This is a genomic window from Streptomyces sp. NPDC001663, assembly GCF_042893105.1.
Lineage (GTDB): Bacteria > Actinomycetota > Actinomycetes > Streptomycetales > Streptomycetaceae > Streptomyces.
Map to the genome: position 1 here is coordinate 611,174 of NZ_JBIAUR010000004.1, position 16,394 is coordinate 627,567.

14 protein-coding genes are annotated in these 16,394 nt (G+C 71.5%); 5 read left to right on the plus strand and 9 right to left on the minus strand.

The window, feature by feature from the left end; translation table 11 throughout:
- Positions 1-144: 144 nt before the first annotated feature.
- A complete protein-coding gene (locus tag ACFY1L_RS16580) occupies positions 145-2,640 on the minus strand; it encodes an FtsX-like permease family protein (RefSeq protein ID WP_388823881.1) in 2,496 nt (831 codons plus the stop codon).
- Entirely contained in the window at positions 2,637-3,350 is a 714-nt protein-coding gene (locus ACFY1L_RS16585) for an ABC transporter ATP-binding protein (protein WP_388823883.1), read from the minus strand. Before ACFY1L_RS16585 ends, ACFY1L_RS16580 begins: the two co-directional genes overlap by 4 nt.
- Positions 3,351-3,554: 204 nt before the next feature.
- Between ACFY1L_RS16585 and ACFY1L_RS16590 the strand changes: the two genes are divergently transcribed.
- Both ACFY1L_RS16590 and ACFY1L_RS16595 read left to right on the plus strand, forming a co-directional pair.
- A complete protein-coding gene (locus ACFY1L_RS16590; protein ID WP_388823885.1) occupies positions 3,555-4,910 on the plus strand; it encodes a sensor histidine kinase in 1,356 nt (451 codons plus the stop codon).
- Complete coding sequence (locus tag ACFY1L_RS16595) at positions 4,907-5,629, plus strand: response regulator (RefSeq protein ID WP_388823887.1); 723 nt, start codon at positions 4,907-4,909, stop codon at positions 5,627-5,629. Before ACFY1L_RS16590 ends, ACFY1L_RS16595 begins: the two co-directional genes overlap by 4 nt.
- Positions 5,630-5,677: 48 nt before the next feature.
- Here the strand turns inward: ACFY1L_RS16595 and ACFY1L_RS16600 are convergent, their stop codons facing one another.
- Positions 5,678-7,837 carry a RecQ family ATP-dependent DNA helicase gene (locus ACFY1L_RS16600; protein ID WP_388823889.1) on the minus strand — a complete coding sequence of 720 codons (2,160 nt, stop codon included), beginning with the start codon at positions 7,835-7,837 and terminating at the stop codon, positions 5,678-5,680.
- 389 nt (positions 7,838-8,226) lie between these two features.
- Here ACFY1L_RS16600 and ACFY1L_RS16605 point away from each other — a divergent pair, with 389 nt between their 5' ends.
- A complete protein-coding gene (locus tag ACFY1L_RS16605; protein WP_388823891.1) occupies positions 8,227-8,862 on the plus strand; it encodes a hypothetical protein in 636 nt (211 codons plus the stop codon).
- A gap of 361 nt (positions 8,863-9,223) precedes the next feature.
- Here ACFY1L_RS16605 and ACFY1L_RS16610 read toward each other — a convergent pair whose 3' ends face one another.
- From ACFY1L_RS16610 to ACFY1L_RS16620, 3 genes are all read right to left on the minus strand, one after another.
- On the minus strand, positions 9,224-9,853 hold the full coding sequence (locus ACFY1L_RS16610) for a hypothetical protein (RefSeq protein WP_388823893.1): 630 nt from the start codon (positions 9,851-9,853) through the stop codon (positions 9,224-9,226).
- Positions 9,854-9,921: 68 nt separating this feature from the next.
- A complete protein-coding gene (locus tag ACFY1L_RS16615) occupies positions 9,922-10,623 on the minus strand; it encodes a ribonuclease HII (protein ID WP_388823895.1) in 702 nt (233 codons plus the stop codon).
- 82 nt (positions 10,624-10,705) lie between these two features.
- Positions 10,706-11,329 carry a TetR/AcrR family transcriptional regulator gene (locus tag ACFY1L_RS16620; RefSeq protein WP_388823897.1) on the minus strand — a complete coding sequence of 208 codons (624 nt, stop codon included), beginning with the start codon at positions 11,327-11,329 and terminating at the stop codon, positions 10,706-10,708.
- Positions 11,330-11,515: 186 nt separating this feature from the next.
- Here ACFY1L_RS16620 and ACFY1L_RS16625 point away from each other — a divergent pair, with 186 nt between their 5' ends.
- On the plus strand, positions 11,516-13,063 hold the full coding sequence (locus ACFY1L_RS16625) for an MFS transporter (protein ID WP_388823899.1): 1,548 nt from the start codon (positions 11,516-11,518) through the stop codon (positions 13,061-13,063).
- A gap of 280 nt (positions 13,064-13,343) precedes the next feature.
- Here ACFY1L_RS16625 and ACFY1L_RS16630 read toward each other — a convergent pair whose 3' ends face one another.
- From ACFY1L_RS16630 to ACFY1L_RS16640, 3 genes are all read right to left on the minus strand, one after another.
- Positions 13,344-14,261, minus strand: a complete 918-nt coding sequence (locus tag ACFY1L_RS16630) for an ADP-ribosylglycohydrolase family protein (protein WP_388823901.1) — start codon at positions 14,259-14,261, stop codon at positions 13,344-13,346.
- A 12-nt stretch (positions 14,262-14,273) separates the two neighbouring features.
- Positions 14,274-14,933, minus strand: a complete 660-nt coding sequence (locus tag ACFY1L_RS16635; protein WP_388823903.1) for a histidine phosphatase family protein — start codon at positions 14,931-14,933, stop codon at positions 14,274-14,276.
- A 119-nt stretch (positions 14,934-15,052) separates the two neighbouring features.
- Positions 15,053-15,658, minus strand: a complete 606-nt coding sequence (locus tag ACFY1L_RS16640; protein WP_388823905.1) for a YdbC family protein — start codon at positions 15,656-15,658, stop codon at positions 15,053-15,055.
- 161 nt (positions 15,659-15,819) lie between these two features.
- Between ACFY1L_RS16640 and ACFY1L_RS16645 the strand changes: the two genes are divergently transcribed.
- Complete coding sequence (locus ACFY1L_RS16645) at positions 15,820-16,353, plus strand: TerD family protein (RefSeq protein WP_388823907.1); 534 nt, start codon at positions 15,820-15,822, stop codon at positions 16,351-16,353.
- The last annotated feature ends 41 nt before the right edge of the window (positions 16,354-16,394 follow it).

Genomic DNA, 16,394 nt, shown 5'->3' on the forward strand with positions numbered 1-16,394 from the left:
CGCTTTGCCCTGTGGATAAGTCCGACCAGGGACACGCCAACTCGCCACTCGGCCACGACTGCTGTGGCCGCAGGCGCCCGTGTCCGAGCGAAAACGCCTGGGCGGCACCCAATCCTCCGGTGCCGCCCAGGCGTTTCGCATGGCTCACTCCGTACGCAACGCCCGCGCAGTCCCCGTACGTGCCGCCCAGCCCGCCGGGAGCAGGGCGCCCGCCGCCGCGATGGCCAGTCCGCCCAGGGCGAGCAGCGCCAGCGTGCCCGCACCGTAGACGTCCAGCTCGGCGGCCGGGATGTTGGCGCCGACAGACCGGCCCATCGCGGGCACCACGAAGTGGTGCAGTGCCACGCCGAGCGGTACGCCCATGACGCCGGCCACCAGCCCGGTGGCGGTAACCGAAGTGAGCACCATGGCGACCGTCTGCCGGGGGGTCATCCCGAGGGCCTTGAACACCCCCAGGTCGTGGACCCGTTCGCGGGTGTCGAGCACCACCGTGTTGAGGACGCACAGGCAGGCCACGACCACCAGCATCGTCGTCAGCATCGCGATCAGGGACTGCATCACCATGATGACGGTCGACTCGTTGCCCTCGTCGGCGCTCATGGCCACCCCACCGATGCTCTTCAGCTCGGCGTTCAGCCCGTCCAGATAGTGGGCCTTGTCCGTGCCCTTGGCGAGTTCGACGGTGAAGTCGTCCGGCTTCATGTCGGGCACCAACTTCGCCGCCGACGCCGCGTCGGTGCGCACCGCCATGCCCTGGTCACCGAGGTCGAAGATCTCGCCGACCAGCTTCAGCCGGACGCTGCGCCCCTGGTCCGTCAGCGTCACGGTGTCACCGACCTTGGCCCCGGTGGCCTGCAGGAAGCGGGACGGCGCCACCGCCTCGCCGGTCGCGGAGAACCAGCGCCCCGACACCATGTGCTGACCACCGCCGGAGGCGTCGCCGTCGTACACCACCAGGGGAGTGCCGCCCTTGACGCCCGCGACGCTCACGTATGTCTTCCCGGTGCCGAAGTACGACGCCGTGCCGGACTGCGCACGGATCGCCGCCGCCACCTCGTCCGGGTCCGCCGGCTTCGCCGGCTGCGGGGTGCCCGTCGGCGCCGCGCCCGGAGCTCCGCTTCGCTCCGACGCGGGCCGCCCCATGGTGCTGACCCTGACGTCGCCGAGCGAGTCCAGGTCGCCGTGCGTCTGGATGGCGACCAGCGAACTGCCCAGCCCCACCGCGAAGGTGACGGCAAGCGCGCCGAACCCCACGGCGGCCGCGGTGGTCGCCGCACGCGCCGGACGCGCGAACGGTCCCGCCAGGCCCAGGCTGACGGGCCGCGGCACCGGCAGCCGGCCCAGCAGCCGCCGTACGTACCGTCCTCGTCCCTCGTGCAGTGTGCGGCCGACGGCGATCGCCTCCGCGGTGCGCAGCCGGGCCGCGCGCATCGCCGGGCCCAGCGCGGCGGCCGCCACCAGGGCCAGCGCCGCCGCAGGCACCACCACGTCGATCCACAACGGGATGAGGATGCGTCCCGTGCCGTACGCGGTCTCGACCTCGTTCAGCATCGGCACCGCCAGCAGGTTGCCGACGAGCACGCCCAGCAGTGCACCCACCGAGGCCGGGATCAGGGCCTGTCCGACGTACGCCCGGCCCACCTGCGGCGGGGTGAAGCCGAGTGCCTTCAGGATGCCGATACGGCGGGTGGCCGCGGCGACCGCGCCGCTGACCACGACGGAGATGATGAGCACCGACATGGCCAGCCCGACGAGGGCGAACGCGGACACGAACGGGATGAACGCCGCGGTGTTGTTGTCCGCGATCTGCTTCACGTCCAGCCACGACTGCGCACCTAGCAGTGCACCCCCGGGCAGCCCCGCGGAGACGGCCTTCTTGCCGGCCGCAACCGCCGCCCGGCTGCCGGCGTCGTCGAAGCGGTACAGCATCTGGTAGTCCGCGCCGGATCCAGCGAGTTGGCGCAGTTCTGCGGGCAGCACCCAGGCGTCGGCGCTCTGGCCGACCGACTCGGCGATCCCCGTCACGGTCAGCTCGGCGGTGCCGCCCGCACCGGTGACCTGCAGTTTGCTGCCCAGCGTGACGTCAGGGACGAGTGTGCCGGTCTCCAGTACGACCTCGCCGGATTTCGTAGCCCACCTGCCCTTCACGAGGTCCACGTCGTCCACCGGCTGCGCCGCCTTGGCGCGGCCGACCACCGTCATCGGCGGCGGGGAGCCCGCGGGCCCTCCCGTCCCGTTGAGCCGCAGCGAGGCCACGGGGAACGGCCCGGCCGCCGCCACCACGCCCTCGGCGTCCGCGGTGGCCGCCAGCCGGCTCGGCGACACCTTCGCCCCGTCGAACTCCGCGGTGAGATGCGCCCCTTGCTGTTTGGCGAACGCGTGGTCGAACGGCGCCTGCGAGGCCACGAGCAGTCCGGCGCCGAGCACCGAGGCCGCCACCGCGAGCAGCGTCGTCAGCACCATCACCGCGGTCTGCACCCGGCGCCGGCCCACGCCCGCGCGCACCACCCGGCCGAGCGCACCGCCCTTGCCGGCCAGGCCGGTTCGGCGGTCCCGCCCTCCACCGCCCGGCGGGTACGCGGCCGTATCCGGCTCCGCCACTCGGATGCCCGCCCGTCCTGACGGACCGAGGGCGCTCATCGGGCCACCTTCGGCACGCGCGCGTGCGCCGTGTCCCGGGCCACCCGTCCGTCGACCAGCTCGATCGTGCGGGTCGCGCACGCCTCCGCCAACGACAGGTCGTGGGTGACGAGCACGATCGTCTGCCCGTCCTCGTTGAGGTCGCGCAACAGCGCCTGTACGTCCGCCCCCGACGCCGAGTCGAGCGCCCCGGTGGGCTCGTCGGCCAGCAGCAGCGCCGGACTGTTCATCAGCGCCCTGGCCACCGCGACCCGCTGCCGCTCGCCCCCGGACAACCGGCCGGGGTACGCGTGCGCGTGCCGGGCGATTCCGAGACGGCCGAGCAGCTCGTCGGCCCGGGCGGCGGCCCGCGCGCGGGGCATGCCGGCCAGCTGAGCCGGCAGCAAGACGTTGTCGGCGACGGTCAGGTCGTCCAGCAGGTTGAAGAACTGGAAGATCATGCCGATCCAGGCCCTGCGGTACTTGGCGGACCCGGCCTCGTTCAGCTCGTCCACCCGCACCCCGGCGACTCTCACGCCGCCCTCGGTCGGCCGGTCGAGTCCGGCGACCAGGTTCAGCAGCGTCGACTTGCCACTGCCGGACGGGCCCAGCACGGCGACCGCCTCGCCGGCCCGGACGTCCAGCGTCAACCCGGACAGCGCGGGCGGCCCCTCGTCGTACGCCTTGCTCACGTCGCGCAGCTCGATGAGCGGCTCGGTCAGGTCCCTCACGGCTCTCCTCCAGGTCGCTGGTCGCGTTCGTACCGGCGAAGCTAGGAGTGCCGGGTCCGGCCTGGCGTCGGCCGCGATGCCGAAGATCCCTACCGTGTACGGCGGATGCCCGACGGCCTCAACCCTGCGATGTAATCGAGAGGTTGAGACGGACCCCCGCTGAGACTGATCCCCGATGTCAGTCCCGCTTGCCACAATGAAGCGGTGAACGGATCGAGGCGGATCGTTCGATGGCCGGCCCCCGCAAGGAGGCTGTGTGCGGGCTACGTCCAGTCGTACCGCACACGCGGACGCTCGTTGCTGCGCGCCACCGGCGTGCCGCCGCGGCGCTCACGCTGGACCTGGATCGCCGATCTGCTGATCGCCGTGGTGCTCGCAGTGGGTACGGTCTCCGCCGACCTGGACCGGTCGTTCTACGAGGACCAGCCGCAGGTACCGCGAGTCTCGACCCCCTCGATCCCCTCGGCCCCCCGCCTCCCGGACCCGCCGCTGGCCCCGGGCACCCTGCCCTCGCCGCCGGTGGAGCAGCGCCTTCCCCCCGCCGAGCCGTGGGAGCTGACGCTCGCCGTGCTCTCCGCGGCCCCGCTGGCGCTGCGGCGGCGGTATCCGCTGGCCGTGCTCTGGACGGTGCTGGCCGCAACCTGGCTGTTCCACCTGGGCGTCATCACCGACGACTCGACCGTGTTCACCTTCGCGAGCGGGCTGATCGCGGCGTACAGCGCGGCGATGTACAGCCCGTACCGGGCGGCGGCGCTGGTGAGCGTGGCGTTGGGCGGCGTGGCGTTCGGCGCCCTGTCCCTGGTGCCGGAGATAAGCCGCGGCTTCATCCCGCTGCTGGTGCTGCTGCCCGTCGCGCTCGCCGCCAACGCGGTGCACGCCTGGCAGCAGCGGGGCCGCGCCCAGCAGGAGGCCACCCGGCGGGCGGTCGAGCGGGAACGCTCGCGCATCGCGCGCGAGTTGCACGATGTCGTCACCCACAACGTCAGCATGATGACGATCCAGGCCGGTGCCGCGCGCAAGACTCTCGACACCTCACCCGAGCAGGCGCGCGAGGCGCTCCGGGCCGTCGAGGCGGGCGGCCGGGCCGCGCTGGCGGAGCTGCGGCATGTCATGGGCCTGCTGACGATGGCCTCGGACGGACCATGGTCGGCCACGACCGCGGACCTGGCGCCGCAGCCGGGCCTCGGCCAGCTGGCGACTCTGACCGGACTGGTCCGTGACACGGGCGTGCCCGTCGAGCTGACCGTCACCGGCATTCCGGGCCCGCTCCCTGCGGGCGTGGACCTCGCGGCGTACCGGGTGGTGCAGGAAGGGCTCACCAACGCCGTCAAGCACGCCGCGGGCGCGGCAGTCACCGTGACCGTGGAACATGCACCGGGCGAGCTGCGGGTGGCGGTCGAGGACACCGGCGGGAAGCGCCTCTCTCGCTTCGGAGGCAGTGGCCGCGGCCTCATCGGACTGCGCGAACGGCTCGCCGTCTACGGCGGTACGCTGTCGGCCGGCAGCCGCCCGCAGGGGGGCTTCGCGGTCCAGGCGATCATCCCGGTGGAGGTCGAGTGAGCACCGAGGCAGGGCGCGCCGACGACGGCGCCGGGCCGCCCCAGGTGGTGATCGCCGACGACCAGGCACTCGTCCGCACCGGCTTCCGGATGATCCTGGCCGCGGACGGCATCGAGGTCGTCGCCGAGGCGGCCGACGGCGAGGAGGCCGTGGCGGCCGTCCGCCGCACGCTCCCCGATGTCGTCCTGATGGACATCCGCATGCCGGGCACGGACGGTCTGGAGGCCACCCGCCGCATCCTCGGCCCGGACGCACCGCCGACCCGGCCGCGCATCATCATCCTCACGACGTACGACCTCGATCAGTACGTCTACGGGGCGCTCGCCATGGGCGCCAGCGGCTTCCTGCTCAAGGACGTCACCCCGGAGCACCTGTCCGCCGCCGTACGCCTGGTCCGCTCCGGCGACGCGCTGCTCGCGCCGTCCATCACCCGCCGCCTCGTGGAGCGCTTCGCCACGCACACGGAGCACACGACCACGCTGCACCGCGACCTGTCCACGCTCACACGAAGAGAGCTGGAGGTCCTCGAGTCGCTGGCCCGCGGCCTGAGCAACGCGGAGCTGGCCGCCCGGCTCCACCTGAGCGAGGCGACGGTGAAGACGCACGTGACCCACATCCTCACCAAGCTCCAACTCCGAGACCGCGCCCAGGCCGTCATCGCCGCCTACGAGACGGGCCTGATCACCCCCGGCTCCGCGAGCTCGCCGTCGACGGGCTGACGGCCCGACGTCTTGTGGGGCGCCCTGCGGCCGAGCCCCGGCGGAACCTCAGCCGGCGGCAGCGAGGACCAGCGGAAGCACCTCTTCGCAGCCCGCCCGGCGCAGCAGGCGCGCGGCGACGGCGAGGGTCCAGCCGGAGTCGGTGCAGTCGTCCACGAGCAGCACGGGCCCCGGAGAGCTCGCCAGGGCACCGGCCAGCTCCTCGGAGACGGCGAAGGCGCCGGACAGCGACCTGAGGCGTTGCGCGGAGTTGCTACGACGGGCCGCGTGCGCGCCGCCCGGCCCGGTGTACGTCAGCGTGCCCAGGAAGGGCAGACGGCCGACGGTCGCGATGCCCTCGGCGAGGGAGCCGACCAGCTGCGGACGGGCCAGGGACGGTACGGCCACGACCCCCACGGGCCGGGCGACGGCGTCCGGGCCGTCCGTCGCCCAACCGCCCGGCGAGCGCGCCCAGTCGGCGAGGACCGCCACCGCGGCACGCAGGACGTCGTCGGGGACCGGACCGTCGGGCGCGCTCTCCGCCAGCAGCGGGCGCAGCCGGTTGCCCCAGCCGATGTCCGAGAGCCGCCCCAGAGCACGCCCGGTGGAGCACTGTTCCTTGGCGGGGATACGGCCCTTCAGCTCGATGCCCAGCGCGGGCATCCCCGTCGGCCACATCCGCCGGGGCTCGATCTCCACGCCCGGGCGGTCCAGTTCCTTCGCCGCCCCCGTCAGCGTCTCCTCCGAGACCGACGAGTCGACCCAGGCTCCCGCGCAGTTGTCGCACCGGCCGCAGGGGGCCGCCCCTTCGTCGTCCAGCTGCAGGCGCAGGAACTCCATCCGGCACCGGGACGTGCTCACGTAGTCCCGCATGGCCTGCTGCTCGGCCGCCCGCTGCCGCGCCACCCAGGCGTACCGCTCGGAGTCGTAGACCCACTGCTCGCCGGTGGAGATCCAGCCGCCCTTCACGCGCTTGACCGCACCGTCCACGTCGAGCACCTTCAGCATGGTCTCCAGCCGGGTGCGCCGCAGGTCGACCAGAGCCTCCAGGGCCGGCACGGACAGCGGCCGTCCCGCATCGGCGAGCGCGGCGAGGGTCTGGCGGACCTGTGCCTCGGGCGGAAAGGCCGTATCGGCGAAGTAGCGCCAGATCGCCTCGTCCTCCTTGCCCGGCAGCAACAGCACATCGGCATGCTCGACACCACGCCCCGCGCGCCCCACCTGCTGGTAGTAGGCGATCGGCGAGGACGGCGAACCGAGATGGACCACGAAGCCCAGGTCCGGCTTGTCGAAGCCCATGCCCAGCGCCGACGTGGCGACCAGCGCCTTGACCCGGTTCTCCTGCAGGTCGACCTCGGCCTGCAGCCGGTCGGCGTTCTCGGTCCTGCCCGTGTACGAGGCCACCTTGAAGCCCCGCTGCCGAAGGAAGGCGGTGGCCTCCTCGGCGGCGGCGACAGTGAGGGCGTAGACGATCCCGGAGCCCGGCAGCTCGTCCAGGTGCTCGGCGAGCCAGGCCAGCCGGTGCGCGGCGTCCGGCAGCCGGACCACGCCCAGCCGCAGGCTCTCCCTGTCCAGCGGACCACGCAGCACCACGGCCTCGCTGCCACCGGTGCCCAGCTGCTCGGCCACATCCGCGGTGACCCGGGCATTGGCCGTCGCCGTCGTGGCCAGCACCGGAACGCCGGGGGCGAGCTCGGCGAGCATCGCCCGCAGCCGGCGGTAGTCGGGCCGGAAGTCGTGCCCCCAGTCGGAGATGCAGTGCGCCTCGTCGACCACCAGCAGACCGGTGGTGGCCGCGAGCTTGGGCAGCATCTGGTCGCGGAAATCGACGGAGTTGAGGCGCTCCGGGCTGACGAGGAGCACATCCGTCTCGCCTCGCTCGACCTCCTCGTGGATGGCGTCCCACTCCTCCGGGTTCGCAGAGTTGATGGTGCGCGCACGGATACCGGCCCGCGCCGCCGCCTCGACCTGGTTGCGCATCAGCGCCAGCAGCGGCGAGACGATCACCGTCGGACCGGAGCCGCGCCGCCGCAGCAGAGCGGTCGCGACGAAGTACACCGCCGACTTGCCCCACCCGGTGCGCTGCACCACCAGCGCACGCCGCCGCTCCTCCACCAGAGCGGCCACCGCCCGCCACTGATCTCCCCGCAGCCGCGCCGAGCCCGGTGGGGCGCCGACGAGCTCGGCGAGGATCGCATCGGCTTCGGTCCGGAGCTCCATCTCGTCCATACCCCCATGCAACCCGACGCCACTGACAATCGGCCACTTCACCCTGTGCGACAGAGAGCTCACGCGTCCGTCGGGCGTGGTCAGCGGCGCCACGCGCACCCTGCTCGGCGCACGCCTCTGGACCACCTGTGGACCAACGGTGTACGAACACGAGGTGAATGGTCGCCTCACGCGTCGCGGCACTACGCACTGGGTAGGGATATAAACCGCAGACCATTAGATTCCGGTCAGTGGCCCCAATTGCTCGTTGCCGCATCCAAGTTCGACCGCAAGAATTGAACTCCGCTCCCCGCACGGCTCGCCCGTGGTCCGGTAGGGCTCTGCTGCGGTGCGCGCTCCCCCGAATCCGTCCCCGCCCGCAGTGTGGGCGCGTAGCCGAAGGGAGGACCGTGACCTTCGGATTCGCTCCGTCCTCGGCGGCATCCACGTCGACGTCTGCCGACCTGTCCGCCGCATCCGCCAACCCTCTCACCCGCATGCTCGAACCAGCGGAGTGGGCCGCGGCGGGAATCCCCCTGCTGCGCAACCCCCGCGAAGTCGTCAGCGGACTCCACTCCCGGCACAGCCCGAGGTCGGCAACCGCGATCGTCGCCGTGCTCGATCCGGACGAACGGCTGCTGGCGAGCGCCTCGTTCACCCGCCGCCAGGCACCGGCCGACGGCTGGATGTTCCGCAACGCGCTGCTCTCCCAGCTGCGCCGGGTCATCCCGCACGACCTGCGGCGCCGTACGCCGGTGCGCACCGCCGTGCTGCTCTACTGCCGTGACGGCGACGCGCGTTGGACCGAGGAGGACGGCGCGTGGATGTGGGGCCTGCGTGACGCCTGCACGCTGCACGGACTGCGCTGCGGGGCGTACATCACGCTGACCCGCGACGGCTGGCAGGTCCTCGGCGAGGGCCGGGGCGGCCGCCGCCCCAACGCCGACTCCCCGCCCGAGCCCTTCGGCATGTCCGAGGCACCGCCTCCGCTGCCACGCACCGGCGGTGCCGCCTCGGAGGTCCTGCGCCGCGCGGCGGCCCGCTGAGAGCACCTCAGCCGCGTCGGCCGGCACGCTCCCCTCGTACGCCTTCACGGCACACGCGAGGAGGATGCGCGCCAACGACGGTCAGGAGAGCGGCACTTCACCCGCCGTGCCGCGCGCTCCACGACTGCCCGCCCGAGAACGATCGGCCCGCCGTGCACGCGCCCGCGCACACGGCAGCCCATCGGGCCCACCCGCGGGAACTCCACGGCGACCTCGTGTCACACCATGGCGGCAGGCGAAAGCGCACACGCGCCGGGCAGGCCCGGAAGTCATCCGCGCACGCCGAAGCGCCCGCCGTACGAATGTCGCCGCTGTGGTGCCTTTGTCGCTCCGGCGTCCTCCGGGACGTACCGGAACGGACTCAGACGCCCGCGCCCAGCACCGAGTTGATCTGCTGCGGGTCGCCGCAGACGATCAGCAGGGCACCGGCCCGGGTCAGAGCCAGCGGCAGGGCGGTGGCGGCGGCCGCGTCGGGACCGCCGTTGACGGCGACCACGACCACGGGACGCGCGACGGCGCGACCGGCGACAGAGGCGTCCGTGTAGAAGACGTCGTCGCCCGCGTCGTGCTGCGCCCAGTAGGCGGTTTCACCGAAGGACAGCTCGTGGGCGGCCCACGGGTGCTGTTCGCCGGTGGTGATCACCAGGATGTCGCCGGGGGCACGGCCGGAGTCCAGCAGCAGGTCCACGGCTTCCTCGGCGGCGTCGAGCGCACCTTCCGCCGAAGCCGGGATCAGCTGGATCTGCGGGGTCGAAGCCGCGACCGGGGCAGCCGGGCCCGCGGGTCCGGGCTTGGCCGCGACCGTGTCGCGCGACGTACGTTGCACCGGCGGTGTGGGCCGGTGCGGACCAGGACGACCGGGACGCGGCGGAGCCGCGGGGCGGGGACCGGGTACGGGGCGAGGGGTCGGCGCGGTGCGGCCACTGGCCGGAGTGGCGCGGGGACCCTGGGCACTCTCGTGAATCTGAGGCTCCTCGGGAATGAGAGGCATGAGCTGATGTTTATCAAACGTTGGTGCGGCTCGCGTCGGCGGGTGGCACATGAGTGCGAGCGGAATCGTCAGAAGTCGAAGCCGAGCTGACCCTCGATCTCCGGAACGCTTCCGTCCGCCCAGCTGCGGACCTTCTTGAGATGCCGCCACTGGGGCAGCGCATCAAGATACGCCCACGACAACCGGTGGTACGGGGTGGGTCCCCGGACCTCCAGTGCGGCCTTGTGCACGGGCGACGGATACCCGGCATTGTCCGCAAAACCGAAGTCTGCATGGTCGATGCCCAGTTCGGCCATCATTTTGTCGCGCTGAACCTTGGCGATCACCGAAGCCGCCGCCACCGCGACGCACGACCGGTCGCCCTTGATGACCGTACGGACCTTCCAGGGTGTGCCGAGATAGTTGTGCTTCCCGTCGAGGATCACCGCGTCGGGCCGGACCGGCAGGGTCTCCAGGGCGCGCACCGCAGCCAGGCGCAGGGCCGCCGTCATGCCCAGGTCGTCGATCTCCTCCGGGGAGGCATGACCCAGGGCATACGAGGTCACCCACTGCTGCAGCACCTCGGCGAGAACCGTGCGCCGCTTGACGGTGAGCAGCTTGGAGTCGGTGAGGCCATCGGGAGGCCGACGCAGCCCGGTGACCGCGGCGCAGACGGTGACGGGGCCGGCCCAGGCGCCGCGCCCCACCTCGTCGACACCGGCAATGATCTTCGCTCCGGTCGTGGCGCGGAGGGAGCGCTCGACGGTGTGAGTCGGTGGTTCGTACGGCATGGCGCCTTTAGCGTACGCCTCGCCGATCACCCGGCGACACCCCGGCTTCCCAAAGTGCCGCCCGGGCCGCCGCACCCCGCGCTCAGCCCCCGCTCGACCGCAGCAGCGGAACCATCAACTGGTCGATCATCTCCTCGAGATCACGGTCCCCCCATTCACTTCCGCACATCTTGGAGCGGTACATCATCATGGCCGGAATGGCGTCGAACACGTAGCTGTTCGCGGCGTCGGGACGCACCTCGTTCCGCTCTATCCCTCGGGCGATGACCTCCCGGAGCAGCTTGACGGTGGGCTCCACGATCCCGTCGAAGATCACACTGTGGAAGCGCTCCGCCTGGGTCGGGTCGCATTCGTGAATCACAGCGCGGACGGCGAAACCGGGACGCGAGAACATCGCCTCGCGCGCCTGCCGGCACAGCTGAAGGAGGTCCTCGCGGACGCCGCCCAGATCGGGCGCCTTCTCGAAGCGCGGCAGTCCGGCCTGGAGTGCGTCGGCGACGAGATCTTCCTTGGACGGCCAGCGGCGGTAGACCGCAGCCTTGCCGGTCTGGGCGCCGGCGGCGACGCCCTCCATGGTGAGGCCGTTCCAGCCGACCGTACTGAGCTGCTCCAGGGCGGCATCGAGGATCGCGCGTTCGAGCACGGCGCCGCGCCGACGGAGGGAGGCCGCCTGAGCGGGGGCGGCCGTCCAGCGCGAGGTAACCATCTGAGTGTCTCCAGCGAGCAAAGGGAGCGGGGTTTTCCGGGGAGGGGACAAGTCGCGCGACAGCAACGGGGGATTCGCCGCACAACACCAATCTAAGTGAACGCTTGCGTTCACTATCCGGGACTCACTACGGTTGACGCGACAGTGAACGCGAGCGTTCACTAAGGCTCTTGTGGGGGACCCATAGTGACAACCTCTCAGTTGATCAAGGACCAGAAACCAGGTGCGGCTCGCCGGGACGGACATCCCGGTATCGCGCTCGCAGTCATCGCAGCCTGCCAACTCATGGTGGTACTCGACGCGACGATTGTGAACATCGCGCTCCCGCACATTCAAGACGCTCTGAAGTTCAGCACCACCGACCTCACCTGGGTCGTCAGCGCCTACACGCTCACCTTCGGCGGCCTGCTGCTTCTGGGCGGCCGGGCCGGTGACATCCTCGGCCGCCGCCGGGTCTTCATGACCGGCATTCTGCTGTTCACCGTGGCCTCGCTGCTCGGCGGACTCGCCCAGGAGCCATGGCAGTTGCTGGCGGCACGCGTCCTGCAGGGCATGGGTGGCGCGATCGCGTCGCCGACGGCGCTGGCGCTGATCACCACGACGTTCCCCGAAGGCCCCGAGCGCAACCGGGCGTTCGGCGTCTTCGCCGCGGTCTCCGCGGGTGGCGGCGCGATCGGGTTGCTCGCGGGCGGCATGCTCACCGAGTGGCTCGACTGGCGCTGGGTGTTCTTCGTCAACGTGCCGATCGGCCTCGTGATCATCCTGCTCGCCCCGATCTACATCAGCGAATCCGATCGGCACACCGGCCGCTTCGACATCGCAGGCGCCGTGACCTCGACGGCCGGCATGGCGGCCCTGGTCTACGGCTTCATCCGCGCGGCGGACGAGGGCTGGCGGGACAGCCTGACCATCGGGTCCTTCGGCGCCGCCGTCGTCCTGCTGGTGGCCTTCGCCCTGATCGAGTCCCGGGCCAAGGAGCCGATCACACCCCTGCGGATGTTCGCCGACCGCAACCGCTCGGGCACGTACGTGATCATGCTGAGCCTGGCCGCGGCCATGTTCGGGATGTTCTTCTACATCGTGCTCTTCGTGCAGAACGTACTGGGATACACCCCGATCCAGGCCGGCCTCGCCTTCCTGCCGGTGACGGTCGTGATCGCGCTCGGTGCGGGTCTGTCCCAGCGGTTCCTGCCGGTGCTCGGACCCAAGCCGTTCATGCTCACCGGCTCGGCCCTCGCGGTGATCGGACTGGCCTGGCAGACCCTCATCAGCTCCGACAGCTCGTACGCCGGCGGGGTGCTCGGTCCGATGCTGGTGTTCGGCTTCGGCATGGGCCTGAACTTCGTGACGCTGACGGTGACCGCGGTCTCCGGCGTCGCCCAGCACGAGGCGGGTGCAGCCTCCGGACTGCTCAACGCCACGCAGCAGGTGGGCGGTTCGCTCGGTCTGTCCATCCTCACGACCGTGTTCGGCTCGGCCAGCAAGGACGAGGCGGAGAAGCAACTGCCGAAGTTCCTCGCAAACGGTTCGGCCGAGCAGAAGGCAGAGTTCGCCAAGACGCACCAGCTGCCCGGCAGTTGGGGGCACGAGGTGCTCACTCAGGGCATCTCGACGGGCTTCGTCGCGGCCGCGGCCATGGCCGTTCTCGCCCTCGGCACGGCCTGGTTCGTCATCCGGGTCCGCAAGAGCGACCTGGAGGCGCTCGCCGGAACGGCGGGACCGGCGGTCGGCTGACCCGACCCCGCCCGCGCAAGGCTGCGGATGACCGGACCGGGTCCAGGGGACCGACGGCGAGGGCGCCGGTCCGGTCATCCGCACACTCCCGGCACTGCATGAAGACACGAACCGCATGGCCACCCACCCCCAGGACTCTGGCCCACCACTTGTGTGTGTCGACGCGCACGCAGCACGCCCGACACCACACACAACGGACGGGTGGTCACGCAGAGTTCCCGACGAACACAGAGAGTTTCCGATGATTGCGCTTCGGGCCCTCCGCGGGGTCGCAAGCCGCTCAGCCAGGCGTCACCCGGCTGTTGGGCGCCCACTCCGGCAGGGCCTCCGTCTGCTCCGCCCACTCGGTCGGCGGCATCCCCGCCTTCCCGGACGCGATCACTCCGCCCACGATGGCGCAGGTGGTGTCCACGTCACCGCCGACCTGCGCGGTCGTCCAGAACGCCTGCTCGTAGTCGCCGAGGGCCCGTGCGGCCGACCAGAGCGCGAAGGGCACGGTGTCATGGGCCGTCGTACGCCGTCCGCAGCCCAGCACGGCCGCAACGGTGCCGGCGTCGGCGTAGTCCAGCATGTCCCGGGCGCGCCGTAGGCCCGCGCCGACGGCGCTCTTGGGGACGAGTGCGACGACGCCGTCGAGGAGCGCCTCGGGGCTCGGCGGGCCGCCCGGGGCACCGGCCAGCGCGGCGGCCGCTGCGACGGCCATGGCGCCCACGACGGCCTCCCGGTGCTGGTGCGTGGGGTAGGCGGAGATCTCCGCCTGATGGGTCGCCTGCTCCGGGTCGTCCGCGTACCAGGCGCCCAGCGGGGCGATCCGCATCGCCGCGCCGTTGCCCCACGACCCCTGTCCGTTGAACAGCGCGGCGGCGAGCTCGCGCCAGTCGCCGCCCTCCCGGACCAGGCGCAGGAGGCGGTTGACCGCGGGGCCGTACCCCCGGTCGAAGTCATGGTGATGGGCGAAGGAGTGCGCGAGGGCGTCCTGGTCGATGCGGTCGTGGGCGGCCAGGACGGCGACCACGGAGCAGGCCATCTCCGTGTCGTCCGTCCACTGCCATGGTCCGGGCGGCAGCTCGCGGCGCTTCAGCAGCGGGTAGTTCGCCGGCACGAAGTACTGCGAGCCCAGCGCGTCACCCACCGCCAGTCCGCGCAGGCTGGCCAGGGCGCGCTCCAGGCGCCCGTCGGAAGAGGAGTCAGGGGTCATTGCTCTGCCACTCTATCGGGTGATCCCGTACGGTTCCGGATCTCGCCAGCGCTCGAAGGGCCGGTCGAGCGCGTACCTGCCGTCGTCCCCGAGAACGAGCATCCGCATCTCCGCGTTCCCCGGATTCGACAGGGACTCGAATTCCGCGACCGTCCAGTGGAACCAGCGCATGCAGAACAGCCGCATGGCCAGGCCATGGGTCACCAGCAGCACGTTCGGCGGATGGTCGGGGGCCTCGAAGCTGCGGAAGAGGCTCTCCAGGAAGCCGCCGACGCGGTCGTACACGTCGGCACCGGACTCGCCCTGGGCGAAGCGGTAGAAGAAGTGGCCGTACGCGTCCCGGTAGGCCTTCTGCAGGCGCACGTCGTCGCGGTCCTGCCAGTTCCCCCAGTCCTGCTCGCGCAGGCGCGGCTCCTCGCGCACCCGTATGAGCTCGGGGTCGAGGTGGAAGGCCTGCAGCGTCTCGTGCGTGCGGCGGTACGGGGACACGTACACGCTGACGCGTTCGCGGCCGAAGACCTCGCGGAGACGTTTGCCGGTCTCCTCGGCCTGCTCCCGGCCGCGCTCGGTCAGCGCGAGCGCGTGGTCGGGTTCACGCTCGTAGACGGTGTCATCAACATTGCCCGTTGACTCCCCGTGCCGGACAAGGACGATGCGCCGTGGTCGTGCCATGCCAAGACCCTAGATCGGGTGACGGCTGATCGAGCACTCGTATGCGCTCCATACGGCGTAGGTCACACACTTCCTGCACCACAGGCCACACCAGGGCGCACGGTCAACGCGTCCGGATTTCAAACCGTCCAGGTCGATTCCAGCTCGACGATGTCGCCCGTGAGGGCCGCGACGTCCGCCTCCGTCTGGGCCCGCAGAGCGAGTCGCTCCACGCGCTCCGTGCGGTACTTGCCGTGCTCGGCGGCCGACCGCCACATCGACAGCACCATGAACTCGTGCCCGGGCGCCTCGCCGAACAGCCCGCGGATCATGCCCGGCGAGCCCGCCATGGCGGGGTTCCAGACCTTCTCCTGCATGAGGGTGAAGTGCTCGGCCCGATCCTCGTGGACGCGGCAGAGGGCGACCCGCAGCAGGTCGGCGTCCGTGAAGCGCGGTTCGAAGCCGGTCTTCACGTCGAAGCGGTAGTCGAAGAGCTTGACCTGGGCGTCCTTGAACGTGCCGGACTGGGCCGCCGCCAGCCGATCGTGCGAGCGGGCCATGAAGGAGTCGTAGAAGGCACGGCTCTCCCAGAACGCGAAGATGTGTGCCACTCCTGGCCGTCCCCGGCTCCAGCCACCGCCTTGTCCCCGAAACCCCGGCTCCCCCAGAAGCCCCGCCCACTTTCGCTGCCCCCGCTCGAAGCCGCGGCGGTCCACCACGGTGCAGCGAATCCACTTGACCAGCACCGCGCCATGGTAAGGCCACGGAGCGTGGCGCCGGTCACTCTCCGCCGGACAGCTCCGCCGCACATGTACGCGCGCGCGTGGCAGGATGGACAACCGGCCTTGTCCGCCCGGCAGTTAGGGCCGCGCAAGAGGTACACGGGGAACGGGGAAGGGGAACTCTGGTGAACGGCCTCAACAAGGGGATCCGCAAGGTCGAAGTCGCACTGAAGTGGGACCCGAGTCCGGCGGGGCAGCCGCCCACCGATCTGGACATCGTGGCCGCCACCTACGTGGCGGGCGATCCGTACGGCGTTCCCGCCTTTGTGGTGCACTTCGACAGCCGCTCCCCCGACGGCACCATCTACCTCAACCGGGACAGCAAGGACGGCAAGGGGTTCGGCTGGGACGAGGTCATGACGCTGGAGCTCGACCGGCTCGGCGACCGGTACGCGCGCGTGGTGGTCGGCGTCGTCATCCAGCAGCGCTCGGCGCAACGGACGTTCGTCGGCGTCATCAACCCGGGGCTGCGCATCCGCGAGGGGTACACCGTCCTGGCCGAGGACGACTTCGGCGACGTCCTCGGGGCAACGGCGGCAACCGTGGGCGAGTTCGTGCGCGACGGGTCCGGCGGCTGGAACTTCCACCCCGGCATCCACGGCTTCGAGGACGACCCGGCGACGTTCACCAGGACCATGGGCCGGGCGCACCAGCCCTGAGGGGCGGCCCTACGGCGAGGAGGGGCGCCGACGCGTGGTCG

Excerpts from the sequence above, each read along its gene's own strand:
- ACFY1L_RS16600 (WP_388823889.1), bottom strand. The coding sequence starts at position 7,837 with ATGGACGAGATGGAGCTCCGGACCGAAGCCGATGCGATCCTCGCCGAG.
- ACFY1L_RS16580 (WP_388823881.1), bottom strand. The coding sequence starts at position 2,640 with ATGAGCGCCCTCGGTCCGTCAGGACGGGCGGGCATCCGAGTGGCGGAG.
- ACFY1L_RS16635 (WP_388823903.1), bottom strand. The coding sequence starts at position 14,933 with ATGGCACGACCACGGCGCATCGTCCTTGTCCGGCACGGGGAGTCAACG.
- ACFY1L_RS16615 (WP_388823895.1), bottom strand. The coding sequence starts at position 10,623 with ATGCCGTACGAACCACCGACTCACACCGTCGAGCGCTCCCTCCGCGCC.
- ACFY1L_RS16610 (WP_388823893.1), bottom strand. The coding sequence starts at position 9,853 with ATGCCTCTCATTCCCGAGGAGCCTCAGATTCACGAGAGTGCCCAGGGT.
- ACFY1L_RS16620 (WP_388823897.1), bottom strand. The coding sequence starts at position 11,329 with ATGGTTACCTCGCGCTGGACGGCCGCCCCCGCTCAGGCGGCCTCCCTC.
- ACFY1L_RS16630 (WP_388823901.1), bottom strand. The coding sequence starts at position 14,261 with ATGACCCCTGACTCCTCTTCCGACGGGCGCCTGGAGCGCGCCCTGGCC.